Below are 13,179 nucleotides of genomic sequence, written 5' to 3'. Positions count from 1 at the left end.
TTCGGGTACAGGGTTGCCCCCTCGAATTTCCAGGGGGCAACCCTCCCGTTGAGCGGGCAAGCGGGGCTGGGTCAGCTGTTGATGGTTTGGAGGAGGAGATTGGCGGCTACTTCGGTGCCGTTGGTTTGGAGGGTGGGGCCGAGGGACCTGGCCTTGGATTGGGTGGTGGGGGACAGGGTGGTGGCCAGGGCGGTCGCTAGGGACTCGGTGGTGGGATCAGGGGCGGAGGTGCCGATGGAGAGTTCGGTGACGCGCTTGGCCCAGAAGGGCTGGTCGGCGATCAGCGGGACGATCAGCTGCGCAGCACCGGCGCGGGCCGCGGTTCCGGTGGTGCCGGCGCCGCCGTGGTGGATGACGGTTGCGACGCGGGGGAACAGCGCCTGCTGGTTCACCTCGCCGACCACGAAACAGTCGGCAGCATCGTCGATTGTTGACAATCCTGCCCAGCCACGCGCGAGGAGTACGCGCCGACCGTGCGCCCGGCTCGCTTCGATCGCGGCGCGGGCGATGTCTTGCGGGGCGTACGACGCCATGCTGCCGAAACCGACGTACACCGGCGGCTCCCCGGCATCGAGGAACCGCTCGAGGTCCGCCGGCAGCGGGCGTTCGTCCGGCAGAATCCACGCACCGGTCTGGACGATGTCGAGTTCGGTCTGCCCGGCCGCGGGCAACAGGACCGGATCGGCCGCGACCCACGGATGCTCGGTGAAGACATGATCGCGGACATTGCCGACCGGCGGCAGGCCGATCGCGGCGCGGTGCGTGTTGAGCGCCTCCGCGTACAGGGCGTTCACCCGCTCGGCGTCCTGGGCCCACTCCGCGCGCCGATCGGTCGGGCCGGTGGCCGGCGGCGTACCCGGGCGCTTTCCCGGGCTGGTGTGCTGCGACGGCAGACCGAGGATGTGGAAGCAGGCGAGCACGTACGGAATGCCCAGCCTTTCCGCGACATCACGCACGCCGGCCGGCATCAAACCGGTTGCCAGCATCGCGTCGCAGCCATCCGCCGCTGCCCTCGTCAGCGTCTCGAACCGCGCCGCGACCAGCTCCGGCGCGAGCTTGAACGCATCCTGCGCGGTTGGTGGTTTCGGCCGCGACACGACCGACTGCACGCTCGGTCCGAGTGGAATCATCGGTACGTTGGCTCGCGCGAGCAGCGCGACGAACTCGTCGTCGGGTGGGGCGCACACCTGCGCGTCCACGCCCAGCTGCCGAAGCTTGACCGCGAGCCCCGCCAGCGGTTCGACATCGCCGCGAGAGCCCCAGGTCGACAGCAAAACCCGCATCTCAACTTCCCCCAAGGTGTCCGGAATTCTGGTTGCGGTCGGCAATCATCCACCACAATCGGGGGCTTGCGGCAAGTCCCCCCATCAGCTATAGATTGAAAATGCAGGCACCTCCAGTTTCGGGTCGGGGCCGGTGGGTGGGGCCGGCAGGCACCTTCAGTTCCCGGGTCGGCGGCGGTGGGCGGGGCCGGCAGGCACTTCTAGCGTCCGGTGGTTCGGGGTAGCCGGCGGAGGGTGACGGCGCCGAGGAGCAGGTGTAAGGCGCTTGCCGTGGCGGCGACTACCTGTAGGCCGGTGACGAACGCTGACTTCGCGTCGGCGACGACCGTGTCCGCCAGACCAGGAACCTGGAGCGTCGCATCCAGTGTCGGTGCGAGGTCCGGTCCGTACAGCCGGAACAACAGCGCCGCCAGCGACCCCAGCAACGCGATCCCCAGCGCGTTGCCGAGCTCATTGCTGGTCTCCGCGATCGCGCCCGCCGACCCGGCCCGCTCCGGCGGCACCGCGCCGACCGCCGTGTCCGCGACCACAGCGAACGAAATCCCGTACCCAACCCCCGCGACAGCGGTCGACGCCACGTACCAGCCCGCCCCACCACTGACCGTGATCGGCAGCAACAACAGCAACCCGCCGGCGATCGTGAAATGGCAGATCAGCAGTGCGTTCCGCTTCCCGATCCGATCGACCACGGCCGGCACGACAACGCACGTGATGGTGAGCACCGCCGCGCCAGGCAGCGCGAGCAGCGCCGCCCGCAGCACCGGAATCCCAAGCACGGACTGCAGATAGATCCCGGCCAGGTACGCCGTCGCGGACCACGCGGCGAGCGGGAGCAACCCGGTGATGACAGCGATCCCGAACACCCGGTCACGGAAGAGCGTGAAGTCGATCAACGGATGCTCCAACCGCCGCTGACGTACGCCGAACCAGCCCAGCACGGCCAGCCCCGCAACCATCGTGATCACGGCCGCACCGGACACCCCATCGGCGGCGGCATGCTTGAGACTGTAGATCGTCAACAATAGACCGATCGCCGACGCGGCCACGCTCGGCACATCGACCCGCCCTCGCCGGGTAGCGCGTACTTCGCTGAGCAGGAACGGACTGGCCGCAAGGAACACCACAATCACCGGTAGGTTCACCAGGAACACCGACCCCCACCAGAACCGCTCCAGCAGCACCCCACCGATCACCGGCCCGATCGCGAACCCGGCCGCGAACGTCGCCGCGAAGATCCCGATCGCCTGTGCCCGGCGGCGTGGATCGGCGAACAGTTCGCTCAGCAACGCCAGCGCGGACGGAAGCAGGGTCGCGCCCGCGATCCCCATCACCGCGCGAGCCGCGATCAGCAGCTCCGGCGACGGGGCCAAGGCGGCACCGGCGGACCCGAGCCCGAAGAACAGCGCCCCGATCCGCAACAGCCTGAACCGCCCGTACCGGTCGCCGATGTTGCCGAAAGCAATCAGCAACGAGCCGACCGCAAAGCCGTACACGTCCAGAATCCAGAGCGCCTGATCAGCGGACGGATCGAGGGCTTGGCTGATGCGCGGCAGCGCGAGGAACAGGATCGAGCCGTCCATCGAGACCAGCAGGACGGGACCGAGGACGACCAGGAGACCAAGCCAGGCCCGCAGGTTCGTCGTGGATGCGGTGGTTTGCGACATACGGCAACCATCGGAGCTCGCAGCGTCGGCAACCAGCCACCTGTCGTGGGTACACCTGACAGGTACACCCAGCCGGCGTGCGTGGTTGCGTACGCTCGATGATGTGGAAAGCCTCGGAGCGTTCTTGAAGAGCCGCCGGGATCGGGTCACCCCTGACCAGATCGGCCTGCGTACGTACGGGTCCGCCCGCCGCGTACCAGGACTGCGCCGCGAAGAACTCGCCCACCTGGCCGGCATGAGCGCCGGGTACTACACGCGACTCGAACAAGGACAGGCCGAGACGGCATCCGAGCAGGTACTCGGCGCGCTGGCACGAGTACTGGAGCTGGATGACGTGGAGACCGCGCATCTGCACAACCTCGCCCGGCAGCCGGTGCACTCGGGCCTGGCCGAGCCGCCACCCGAGGAGCCGCATCCGAGGGTCCTGTCGTTGCTCAAGTCCTTGGCCGAGACAACGCCCGCGATCCTGCTGGGCCGGCGCGGCGACGTACTCGCGTGGAACCGCGCCGGGCACGCGCTGCTCGCCGAACACGTCGACCACGAGGCGCCGTACGACGCCGGTGCCCGTCCTTCGATCCCGCGGATGTTCTTCCTCGACCCGCTGACCAGAGAACTGCACCGCAACTGGGACGAACTCGCTCGCATCCACGTCGCGTACCTGCGGCTGACCGCCGGCCGGTACCCGACCGACGCCCGGCTGGCGAACCTGATCGGCGAACTCACCATGCGCAGCGACCGATTCGCCCAGCTGTGGGCCACCGGAGAGGTCGCCGACTGCACCACCGGGGACATGTACCTCCAGCACCCGACGATTGGCCCCGCCAACGTCGCGTACCAGGTTTGGCTGCAGCCTGACAGCCCCGACCACCGGCTGGAGATCTACACGCCCAACGACGCGGCCACGACGGCCGCGCTGGCCAATCTCGACGTGTAGGAATATTCCTACCTATAGTGAAGCTATGGCGATCAACACCGATGATCTCGACGCGGACATCGCGCGGCTGCAGGCGGCCGGCGTGATCGTTGAGGGTGCCAACGAAATGCCGTGGGGGAAGCAGGCAACGTTCGCCGACCCGGACGGCAACGGCTACGTGCTGCAGGGCTGAGGAACCGTGCCTCGACGGGTCAAGAGCGGGCCGCTGGACGAGGTGTTCGGCGCGCTCGCCAACCCGACGCGCCGCGACATTCTGGACGCGTTGCTGATCGGCGAGCACACCGCCGGCGAGCTGGCCGGGAAGTTCGACATGGCGCGCCCGAGCGTCTCCGAGCAACCTCCGCGCGTTACGGGAGAGTGGCCTGGTGGAGGAACGGCTCGACGGGCGGCATCGCTTCTATCGCGTCACCGGAGCGCCGATGGCGGAGTTGATCGACTGGCTCGCTCCGTACGAGCGCTTCTGGCGTGACCGGATGGCCGCGCTCGGTGGCGTACTCGACCGGATGGATGCTGATGGCAACGAGTGACGACCTGACCACGATCGAGGTCGATCAGTACTTCCCGCATCCACCGGCGAAGCTCTGGCGTGCTCTGACCACGCCGGAGCTGATGGCGGAATGGCTGATGCCGAACGATTTCCGGCCGGCGATCGGCCACAAGTTCACCTTCCAGGCGCGGCCGGTCGGGCAGACCGGGTTCTCCGGCACGATCGCCTGCGAGGTGCTGGAGCTGACACCGCAGAAGCGGCTGCGGATCAGCTGGGCCGACGCCGCCGACCCGGACGGCATGGCAACCGAGGTCGCCTGGACGCTCCAGCCCGAAGGTAAGGAACGCGGCTGTTTCTGGAACATTCGGGGTTCGATCCGGACGACCCGACCCAGCAGCTGGCCCGCCGCTTCATGAACGGCGGCTGGCGCAGCCACGTCCTTCGCCGCCTCGGCGACCTGCTTCAGGGCAGCGCCCACCTCTGATTGGTCCCGCCGTTACACGTGTAGAGGATCAGTCGGGTGCCGTTGGCCGAAGACGCGCCGCTGGCGTCGAGGCAGAGTGGCGCGGCGGCGTTGACGAGCGAACCGTTCGGTTGCGGAATCCACCGCTGCCCCGGTGAGCCGTCGCAAGTCCACAGCACAGTCGGCGTCTTGAGGGCAGTGCCACGAGCGGACAAACACTTGCCCATCGTGCGCACTGTCCCGTCGTCGACCGACGGCGTCCACTGCTGGTTCACCGCGCCCTTGCAGGTGTAGAGCGTCGTCGGCGTACCGTTGGCGGTCGCGGCCTGGTACACGTCGATGCACTTCCCGGCGATCCCGGTCGCCGCGCCGGTGTCCTGGAAGACACCGAACTCCCAGAGCGAATAGTAGCTTCCGGCAACGGCTCGTTTGGTCGCGTTGATCCGTACGTAGCGCGCGTAGTTCGGCGAGAACATCACGTTGTCCGTACCGCCGTCGCCGCTCACTGTCGACGCGACCGTCTTCCAGGTCCGCCCGCTCCCGGAGACCTGGATCTGGTACGCCTTCGCGTAGGACGTCGACAGCCAGTTCAGCAGTACCCGGTTCACGAGCTGTACCGAGCCGAGATCGACGCGCAACCACTGCGGATCGGTGCGTGCGCTCGACCAGGCGGTCGTCATCGCGCCGTCGACCGCCTTCGATGCCTCGCGCCCGGCCAGATAGGTGCTGGAGGCAACGGCAGGTCGACCGCGAGCGAGATTGCGTTTCGCGCCGTACATCGCGGTGTACGTGGTGGCCGTCGCCGGCGCTACCAGGTTGTGATCCCGGGCGCCGCCATCCGACCACAAACCGAATCGATACACCTGGTTCGTTGCCGTCTGCAAGGGATCTGCCGACACCGAAACACTCGATCCGACGATCGTCGTGCCGGTCAGCTGACTCTTTCCGCTCTTGTCGTTGTAGGTCACCGGCAACCCGGCGGGCGACGTACCGAATTTCATCGTGACCGTCTTCGGATCGAGCCGAACGCTCTTGATGTCGGTGAGTCCTTGCGCGTCCGTAGCGGTCAACCGCAGTTCGAGGTACGACGGATACTCGTGATCCGGCGCGGTGAACGACCCCCGCGCGCCAGTCATCGAGGTGATTGTGTGCGTATGGCAATCACTTGGGCAGTGGTGCATGATCAACGCCCAGGTCAGCGCCGTCGCGGGCAAGGTTCCCTGCTCGGGATCGGTCGCCGTACCGGAGAAGTTGATGGTGTCACCAACCTTCCAGGTCGTGGCCGGACCAGGCGCGGTGATCGTTGCCGTCGGCGCCGTGTTCGCGACGCTGATCTGTTTCGACGTCGTACTGGTGGTGTGGCCGTCCGACACTTTCAATCGTGCCGTCACCTCGCCGGACGTCGTGTACGTGTGCTGGACAACCGCCGCGGTCGAGTCGTCGTACACGCCGTCACCGTCGAGATCCCAGGCGTACGTGAGCGGATCGCCGTCGGCATCGTTGGATGCGGTGCCGTCGAACGTCACGGTCAACGGCGTCGGACCGCTGGACGGATCGGCCTGGATCACCGCCGTCGGTGGGTTGTTCGTCGCGTCGTACACGTACCGCAGGACTCGGCCGTTGTCGTAGTCGACCGCGAACAGGTCGCCACCCGGGCCCGTCTGCAACCGCGTCGCGCCGTACCCGGATGCGAACACCTGCGTCTTCGCCGGATCAGGCAGACCGTTCGCGCCCGGCATCATCGCCCACACGCAACGTCGGCTGTAGTCCGCGAAGAACAGCGCTCCGTCGTACCCGGCGGGGTAGTTTCCCTCGCTGTAGAAGGACATTCCGGCGATCGAGGAGCTGCCGACAGTGCACGATTCACCCGGGACGATGTGGTCGGTGTGCTTGTACGCGTAGTACGGCGATGCGACCGCCGACGGTCCGGCCGCGTACAGGTTCTCGCACAGGTTCACGTTGATCGCGTCGTACCCGGGCTGCCGCGCGGAGCCTTCATAACAAGGCCATCCGAAGTTCGTCACCTTCGCGGTCGGGTCGATGACGCGGTCGATCTCCTCCCACGTCGAGTACCCGACATCGCCGATCCACAGTTCCTTCGTACCCGGGCGGAACGTGAAGCGCATCGGATTACGGAGGCCGTAAGCAACGATCCGGCGGGCGTTCGCGTCCGTACTGGAGGCCATCGGGTTACCCGGCGCGGCCTGGCCGGTGTTCGGGTCGATCCGGATGATGGAGCCGTCCAGGCTGGTCGGATCGCCCGGCGTACGCACGTCCTGCGCGCGCAGCGCACCACCTTCGGCGGCCGGCGGTTTGAGTGTCGCGCCGACCGGAGCGGGGCCGTCACCACAGGGATTGTCCGGCGTGACATCGGACGCCGGGTAGCTGTCCTGGCCGTAGTCGACGTAGGTGAAGCTCGCGCCCTCGCCACCACCGGCGTACAGCATCCCGTCCGGGCCGAACTCGATCGATCCGATCGAGTGACTCGGGAACACCTGACACCAGTCCTCGATCAGCACCTGTTCGGCGCCGTTCGCGTTCAGTACGGAAAGCCGCGCGCTGGCCTGACAACCATCGCCGGTCGGACCGGGCGGGGTCGGGCACGGGTCTGCGTCGGTGTTCGGCGTACCCCACTTCGGCGTCGGTCCGCCGATCAGCCCGTCGTGCGTGTACAGCACGTAGATCCGCGGGTCCTTGGGGAAGTTCGGGTTCAGCGCGAGCCCGAGCAAACCGCGGTCCCAGTAGTTGTACACCTCGGTGCGCAGGTCCGCGTACACACTCGGGGTCGGGTCGTCGAGTGAGTCGAAGACCTTGATCAGGCCGCTCTTTTCGGCGACGAACACGCGACCGTCCGGCGAGAACGCGACGTTGGTCGGATCGGTCAGGCCACTGAACACCACTTGCTCACTGAAACCGCTCGGTGCGACAGCGGCGCGTGCTGGCGTGACGGCGATCGGCAGCAGCGCGAGTACGCACAGCATGGCGATTGTGAACAATAGGACAGGACGAAGCCACTTGGCGGAAATCCTCACGAAGCCCCCACGGCACGATCCCCGGCACCCGCCCGCACAGCCCCCTACGGGTACTCGGATCGCCCGTCAGGATCGACCGTCATCGCCCCGCCGCGCAAGACCTCACCGGCATTCGCGGCCAAGCCGCCGTCAAGCTGCCGCCAACCGGCCACCGGCTGGTCACGCGCCGGGTCAGAGCGGGCACACTGGGCTGATGATCAGCAGCGTCCGCGAGCTACCGACGGCGCCCGGCGTCTACCGGTTCCGCGACGACGCCGGGAAGGTGCTGTACATCGGGCGTGCGCGGAACCTGCGGCGGCGGGTGCGTTCGTACTGGGTGAACGTCGGCGACCGTCCGCACCTGCGCCGGATGGTTCGGCAGATCGCCCGCGTGGAAGGGGTTTGGTGCGATTCCGAGCACGAGGCGGCCTGGCTGGAACGCAACCTGCTCGAGCATTCGAAGCCACGATGGAACCGGGTCGAGGGTGGCGCGGAAGTCGTCGGGTACATCCGGCTCGCGGACGGTGCCAGGCCAGGGCTGCGGTTCGAGCACACCATCACCGGGACGGCGCCGCATTTCGGGCCGTACCTCGGTGGTTTGCGGATTCGGCAGGCGATCTCGGGACTGTATCGCGTGCTGCCGTTGCAGTACACGGTTGCCGGGGACGCGTCGGCCGAAGAGTTCGGCCGGTTGTTCGGGATCGGGCCGGGCGATCGCGCGGCGTTGGCTCGTACGGCGATCGCCGTGCTGCAACGCGATGCGGAAGCGGTTCGTACGCTGCGCGACGAACTGATCCGCCGGCGCGACCGAGCGGCGGGGGAGTTGCGGTACGAGTTCGCGGCGAAGGTACAGGCGGAGCTGGAGGCGCTGGACTGGATCGTCTCGGAGCAGAAGGTCGCTTGGCTCGGGGCGGTGGACGCGGAAGTGTACGGGTGGGCGGATGGGGTGCTGGTGCGGTTCGAGGTACGCGACGGGCGGATGTGTACGTGGACGCAACGTGCGATGAGTGCGGCGACGGCTCGCGAACGGGTGGCGTCGACACCTGAACTGTGGCGTGCTCTCGCGCGGCGCAATGCCGAACTGGCGGCACGTCTGCGCAACGGGTGACATCTTGCTTACTTAAACTCGACCCATGACACAGCCGCCGGTCCCGCCGAACGATTCCAACAATCCGCAGGATCAGCCGCACACCCCGAACCAACCACCCCCACCCCAGAACCAACAGCTGGGCGCACAGAACCAGCCGCCGGGTGCGCCGGGCCAGCAGTCCTACCCGCCGAATCCGGCCGGCCAGCCGCCGTACCCGCCCGGTCCGCACGGTAATGCGCCGTTTCAGCCCGGTTTCCAGGGGCAGCAGCCGTACGCCCCGGTGCCCCGGAAGGTCTCCCGCGGCACCCTCGCCCTCGTCATCGGCCTTGCCGTCGTGCTGGTCGCCCTCGTCGCCACCGGCGTGATCATCGCCGTCAACCGCAGCAAAGAGCCGTCGATCAGCAGCGCCCCACCGACCGTGGTGCCCAGCAAACCGTCCGCCCCGACCGCGGTCGAGTTCCGCCGCGTGATCACCAGCCAACCCGGCACCTGCCCCACGCCGGCCCCCAAGGGAACCGCCTGCGACGAGAAGGGCAACCGCTACACCCTCGGCAAGGTCGAACTCGACGGCAGCAACGTGTCCGGCGTGAAGCTCGACACCCAGAAAACCACCGGCGATTGGCTGATCGCCGTCACCCTCGACGCCGAGGGCGCCAAACTCTTCGAGCAGCTGACCGCGGGACTGGCCAAACAGAACCCGCCCGCGAACCAGCTCGCGATCCTCGTCCGCGGCCAGGTGGTGACCGCGCCGACAGTGATGTCCGCGATCGCCGGCGGCAAGGTGGAGATCACCGGCGGGTTCACCCGGGCCGACGCCGAGGGCGTGGTGAACAAGATCGTCGGCTGATCAGCGCGGCTACCTGGCGCACGGCGGCCACGAGTTCGACGGCCGGCGCACCCGTACGCAACCGGTTCGCCAGCTCGAGGTTGCCCGCGAGTTCAGCGGTTCGTGACCTCGAACGCGACCACGGCGGCCGCGACCGCGACGTTCAGCGACTCGACGCCGGGGTTGAGCGGGATGCGCAGGTCGGAGTCGGTGCGGACGGTGATGCCGTTCGTCTCACCACCGAGTACGTACACGGCGCGCGGTGCGAGCTCGGTCCGGAACAGCGAATCCTTCGTCCGCGCGGACAGCCCGTACACGTGGTACCCGGCGGTCCGGAGCAGCTCCACGGCCGCCTTCGCGGTCGGCGTGTTCACGATCGGCGCCTGGAACGCGACGCCGGCCGACGCCTTGATCACCAGCGGCCCCACGTGCGGCGTACCGGCCCGGGGCAGGATGACACCGTCGAACCCGGCGCCGGTCGCGGTCCGCAGGATCATCCCGACGTTGCCGGGATTGGTGACGCCGTCGAGCAGGAACACGTTCGTCGGCCGCTTCCCCCGCTCCCGGACGAACTCCTCCAGCGGCGTCATCCGCGGCGCGTTCACGTCCGCGACCACGCCCTGGTCGTGCTTCCCGTTCCCGGCCAGCCATTTCACCCGGCTGGCCGTCGCCCGCTCGACCGGCGTACCGTACCGGTCCGCCGCGCGCAGGATGTCCTGCAGCGAGTGACCGGTCGCGTTGTCTGCCACTACTACTTTCGCCACCGACAGGCCGGGGTCCTGCAGTGCCTCCAGTACGGGCTTCCGCCCGTACACGGTGATCCACTTGTCCCGCGGCGACTTCTTCGAATCCACCCGACTACGTTAGCGCCGGGTTCGTCGCCTTCCCATCCAGCCACAGCATGTTGGTGGCATCGGCATGCGTACCCTTGCCGCCGACGTGCTTGTCGCTGATCTGCGGCCCGTTCTTGATCACGTGCACCAAGGCCATCGCGTGCCCGCGGCCCAGGTCGTACTCCTCCTTCAGCCAGTCGGTGATGACGCCGGCCTTCACGTCCTTGGCGTCGTACCCGCGCCCCTTGGCCTCCTCGACCAACTCCCGCGGGGTCTTCCCCGTCTTCTCCTCGATCTTGTCCAGGTAAGCCTGAAACGACATGCTGATTTCCTCCTGAGTTGTTGTCCTACACCCCAGCGTCGATCGACCCCCACGGAAATCGACACGCCCCCGAACTTCCTGCCCCGCCGCTGCCGAGGTGCTGACTTCCCGCCCGGCTGCCACCGAAGCTACCCAGGAGTACAGTGCGGCCATGCAAATCCGGAGCCGGTGGTCGGCCATCGTCGGCTACTCCCTGGCCGGCGCGGCAACCCAGCTCGTCTGGCTCAACTTCGCCGGCGTCACCACCGTCGCCGCCACCCGCTACAACGTCTCCGAAAGCGCGATCGGCTGGCTCGCCCAGGTCTTCCCGCTGCTGTACGTCGTACTGGCAATCCCCTGCGGCCTGGCCCTGGACCGCTGGTTCCGCCCTGCCCTCATCACCGGCGCGGTCCTCACCGCCCTCGGCGCCACCATCCGCCTGGCCGGCGACACGTACGCCTGGCTGCTGGCCGGCCAGATCATCGCGTCGATCGCCCAGCCCTTGGTCCTGAACGCGGTCACCGGCATCACCGCCCGCTACCTGACCGAAAAACACCGCCCCACCGGCATCGCCACCGGCACCGCCAGCATCTTCGCCGGCATGGTGATCGCCTTCCTGCTCTCAGCAATCTTCCCCACCGCCACCACCCTCCCCACCATGCTCCTCCTGACCGCCATCTTCTCGATCGCGGCCGCCACGATCCTCACCCTCGCCCTCCGCACCCCCGGCCCCTTCACCCCAGCCCCCACACCCCACCCACAGCCGTCCGCCGCCCGCGAGGTTTCGGGAGGTGCGCCTTCGCCCACCGCACCTGACGCTCCGCCAAGCCCGCCTGCGCCCGCCGCACCGGCAAGTACCCCGACCACGCCCGCCTCGACCACGCCCGCCCCGACCACCCCGACCACCCGCGGAAACCTGGCCGCCGCCTGGGGCGACCCGCTGATCCGCCGCCTCTGCGTACTGGCGATCTTCCCCTTCGGCGTCTTCGTTGCCATCAGCACCTTCGCCCAGGCCCTCCTGGAACCAGCCGGCGTCTCCGGCACCACCGCCAGCACCATCCTCCTGCTCAACGTGATAGCCGGCGTACTGGGCAGCGCCACCATCCCCATCTTCGTAGCCCGCCACAAAGCCGAATCCCGCCTCCTGATCACCAGCCTCGCCACCACCGCAGCCGCCTGCGCCCTCCTCGCAGTCGCCCCCAGCACCGCCACCGGCTACCTCTCCATCACCCTCATCGGCCTCCTACTCCTCCCAGCCCTCCCCATAGTCCTGGAACTGGTAGAACGCCGAACCGGCGAAGCAGAAGGCACCGCCGCCGGCCTCATCTGGATGTCCGGCAACCTAGGCGGCCTCCTGGTAGCCACAGCCGTAGGCCTCCTGGTCCACCACCCCACAGCCGCCTTCCTGACTATGGCCGCCATCCCCCTACTAGCCCTCCCCGGCGCCCACACCCTCCGCCACCACCTCCCCACCAAAACCCCCACCACCACCCCAACCCCCGATTAGAATTCGCCCCACCCCCACCCCCACCTCTAGTATGTTTCCCGCACACCCGCCGGTGTGGCGCAATTGGCAGCGCACCGCTCTTGTAAAGCGGGGGTTAGGGGTTCAAGTCCCCTCACCGGCTCTCCGACCTGGGAATATAAGCCAAGAGTGATGGTTTTTTGGCTCCAACTCACTGTTTACTCACTGCTTTGCCGTCGAGAGTGCTCTGGGTTGCTGTTGAGTCGCACGTACTCTCGACGCCTCGCGATCCTGATTACGCGTGCCCGTGAGTCGCCGCCGGATGATCGTTCGGCGTCGACCAAGCGACGGATGTCGGTGTCATCATTGGGGTGATGATCAGTACGACGAGAGTGCACCGCTGGGTAGCGGGTGTCGACGACGACCTTAGGTACAGCTCGGAGGGTCTACTCGACACCGACGGGATGATGGGGCCGTGGTACGCGGGCGACCGCCCACGTTCGGTTGATGAGCTGGCCAACACCCCCGACTCGTTCGTGCTGCTGGCTCCTGGTGGGGCAGGTAAGACCACTGTGATCGAGGAACTTAGATCCCGCGAGCCAGGCGCTGTCTCGGTCGACTTGAAGATGGCCGGGCCGGAGGGCCTGCCGGCCATGTTCGAGCGAGCAGTCGCGAACGCTGACGTCGTATACGTCGACGCGATCGACGAAGCGGTCGCGGCCGGTTCTCAGGTCAACTATCAGGAGTCGCCTGTTGACCGTTGAGCACAGTCGGGTCCGGTGGCGTCTGGTCTGTCGGCCGGCGGCTTGGGATGCCGACCTC

The 13,179-nt window shown here is 67.7% G+C and carries 13 protein-coding genes, 1 tRNA gene and 1 pseudogene; 10 read left to right on the top strand and 5 right to left on the bottom strand.

Annotated features, from left to right (window positions below; translation table 11 throughout):
* Positions 1-71 precede the first annotated feature (71 nt).
* Positions 72-1,283: a glycosyltransferase gene (locus HDA44_RS21210; RefSeq protein WP_184837036.1), complete on the bottom strand. Its 1,212-nt coding sequence runs from the start codon at positions 1,281-1,283 to the stop codon at positions 72-74.
* Positions 1,284-1,483: 200 nt separating this feature from the next.
* Positions 1,484-2,947 (bottom strand): MFS transporter, encoded by a 1,464-nt coding sequence (locus HDA44_RS21205; protein ID WP_184837034.1) that lies wholly within the window; start codon positions 2,945-2,947, stop codon positions 1,484-1,486.
* A 103-nt stretch (positions 2,948-3,050) separates the two neighbouring features.
* Between HDA44_RS21205 and HDA44_RS21200 the strand changes: the two genes are divergently transcribed.
* The 5 genes and pseudogenes from HDA44_RS21200 (at position 3,051) to HDA44_RS21185 (ending at position 4,784) form a co-directional block, all read left to right on the top strand.
* Positions 3,051-3,881 carry an MmyB family transcriptional regulator gene (locus HDA44_RS21200; protein WP_184837032.1) on the top strand — a complete coding sequence of 277 codons (831 nt, stop codon included), beginning with the start codon at positions 3,051-3,053 and terminating at the stop codon, positions 3,879-3,881.
* Between the two features lie 25 nt (positions 3,882-3,906).
* Positions 3,907-4,053 (top strand): VOC family protein, encoded by a 147-nt coding sequence (locus HDA44_RS21195; protein ID WP_184837030.1) that lies wholly within the window; start codon positions 3,907-3,909, stop codon positions 4,051-4,053.
* Between the two features lie 6 nt (positions 4,054-4,059).
* Positions 4,060-4,170 (top strand): annotated as a pseudogene (locus HDA44_RS38635) (ArsR/SmtB family transcription factor); the annotation flags it as partial.
* A gap of 76 nt (positions 4,171-4,246) precedes the next feature.
* A complete protein-coding gene (locus tag HDA44_RS38630; RefSeq protein ID WP_337906839.1) occupies positions 4,247-4,408 on the top strand; it encodes a hypothetical protein in 162 nt (53 codons plus the stop codon).
* A complete protein-coding gene (locus tag HDA44_RS21185; RefSeq protein ID WP_202887474.1) occupies positions 4,395-4,784 on the top strand; it encodes an SRPBCC family protein in 390 nt (129 codons plus the stop codon). Before HDA44_RS38630 ends, HDA44_RS21185 begins: the two co-directional genes overlap by 14 nt.
* Positions 4,785-4,830: 46 nt before the next feature.
* On the opposite strand, the gene HDA44_RS21180 is transcribed toward HDA44_RS21185, so the two are convergent.
* On the bottom strand, positions 4,831-7,827 hold the full coding sequence (locus tag HDA44_RS21180) for a PQQ-dependent sugar dehydrogenase (RefSeq protein WP_184837028.1): 2,997 nt from the start codon (positions 7,825-7,827) through the stop codon (positions 4,831-4,833).
* Between the two features lie 229 nt (positions 7,828-8,056).
* Here HDA44_RS21180 and HDA44_RS21175 point away from each other — a divergent pair, with 229 nt between their 5' ends.
* Together HDA44_RS21175 and HDA44_RS21170 are read left to right on the top strand one after the other, a co-directional pair.
* Positions 8,057-8,950: a GIY-YIG nuclease family protein gene (locus tag HDA44_RS21175; RefSeq protein ID WP_184837026.1), complete on the top strand. Its 894-nt coding sequence runs from the start codon at positions 8,057-8,059 to the stop codon at positions 8,948-8,950.
* A 25-nt stretch (positions 8,951-8,975) separates the two neighbouring features.
* On the top strand, positions 8,976-9,779 hold the full coding sequence (locus tag HDA44_RS21170) for a SecDF P1 head subdomain-containing protein (protein ID WP_184837024.1): 804 nt from the start codon (positions 8,976-8,978) through the stop codon (positions 9,777-9,779).
* A 92-nt stretch (positions 9,780-9,871) separates the two neighbouring features.
* Here HDA44_RS21170 and HDA44_RS38625 read toward each other — a convergent pair whose 3' ends face one another.
* Both HDA44_RS38625 and HDA44_RS21160 read right to left on the bottom strand, forming a co-directional pair.
* A complete protein-coding gene (locus HDA44_RS38625; RefSeq protein WP_184837021.1) occupies positions 9,872-10,612 on the bottom strand; it encodes a TrmH family RNA methyltransferase in 741 nt (246 codons plus the stop codon).
* 4 nt (positions 10,613-10,616) lie between these two features.
* Entirely contained in the window at positions 10,617-10,913 is a 297-nt protein-coding gene (locus HDA44_RS21160; RefSeq protein ID WP_184837019.1) for a DUF4287 domain-containing protein, read from the bottom strand.
* Between the two features lie 151 nt (positions 10,914-11,064).
* Here HDA44_RS21160 and HDA44_RS21155 point away from each other — a divergent pair, with 151 nt between their 5' ends.
* From HDA44_RS21155 to HDA44_RS21145, 3 genes are all read left to right on the top strand, one after another.
* Complete coding sequence (locus HDA44_RS21155) at positions 11,065-12,399, top strand: MFS transporter (RefSeq protein WP_184837017.1); 1,335 nt, start codon at positions 11,065-11,067, stop codon at positions 12,397-12,399.
* A 48-nt stretch (positions 12,400-12,447) separates the two neighbouring features.
* Positions 12,448-12,520: transfer RNA gene (locus HDA44_RS21150), tRNA-Thr, on the top strand.
* Between the two features lie 211 nt (positions 12,521-12,731).
* Positions 12,732-13,121: a hypothetical protein gene (locus HDA44_RS21145; RefSeq protein WP_184837015.1), complete on the top strand. Its 390-nt coding sequence runs from the start codon at positions 12,732-12,734 to the stop codon at positions 13,119-13,121.
* Positions 13,122-13,179 lie beyond the last annotated feature (58 nt).

Source organism: Kribbella solani (assembly GCF_014205295.1).
Classification (GTDB): Bacteria; Actinomycetota; Actinomycetes; order Propionibacteriales; family Kribbellaceae; genus Kribbella; species Kribbella solani.
This window is presented reverse-complemented; position numbering and strand designations above follow the sequence as displayed.

Bases quoted from the DNA above. Each gene is read 5' to 3' on its own strand.
- HDA44_RS21210 (WP_184837036.1), bottom strand. From the start codon at position 1,283: ATGCGGGTTTTGCTGTCGACCTGGGGCTCTCGCGGCGATGTCGAACCG.
- HDA44_RS21205 (WP_184837034.1), bottom strand. From the start codon at position 2,947: ATGTCGCAAACCACCGCATCCACGACGAACCTGCGGGCCTGGCTTGGT.
- HDA44_RS21195 (WP_184837030.1), top strand. From the start codon at position 3,907: ATGGCGATCAACACCGATGATCTCGACGCGGACATCGCGCGGCTGCAG.
- HDA44_RS21185 (WP_202887474.1), top strand. From the start codon at position 4,395: ATGGCAACGAGTGACGACCTGACCACGATCGAGGTCGATCAGTACTTC.
- HDA44_RS21175 (WP_184837026.1), top strand. From the start codon at position 8,057: ATGATCAGCAGCGTCCGCGAGCTACCGACGGCGCCCGGCGTCTACCGG.
- HDA44_RS21170 (WP_184837024.1), top strand. From the start codon at position 8,976: ATGACACAGCCGCCGGTCCCGCCGAACGATTCCAACAATCCGCAGGAT.
- HDA44_RS21160 (WP_184837019.1), bottom strand. From the start codon at position 10,913: ATGTCGTTTCAGGCTTACCTGGACAAGATCGAGGAGAAGACGGGGAAG.
- HDA44_RS21155 (WP_184837017.1), top strand. From the start codon at position 11,065: ATGCAAATCCGGAGCCGGTGGTCGGCCATCGTCGGCTACTCCCTGGCC.
- HDA44_RS21145 (WP_184837015.1), top strand. From the start codon at position 12,732: ATGATCAGTACGACGAGAGTGCACCGCTGGGTAGCGGGTGTCGACGAC.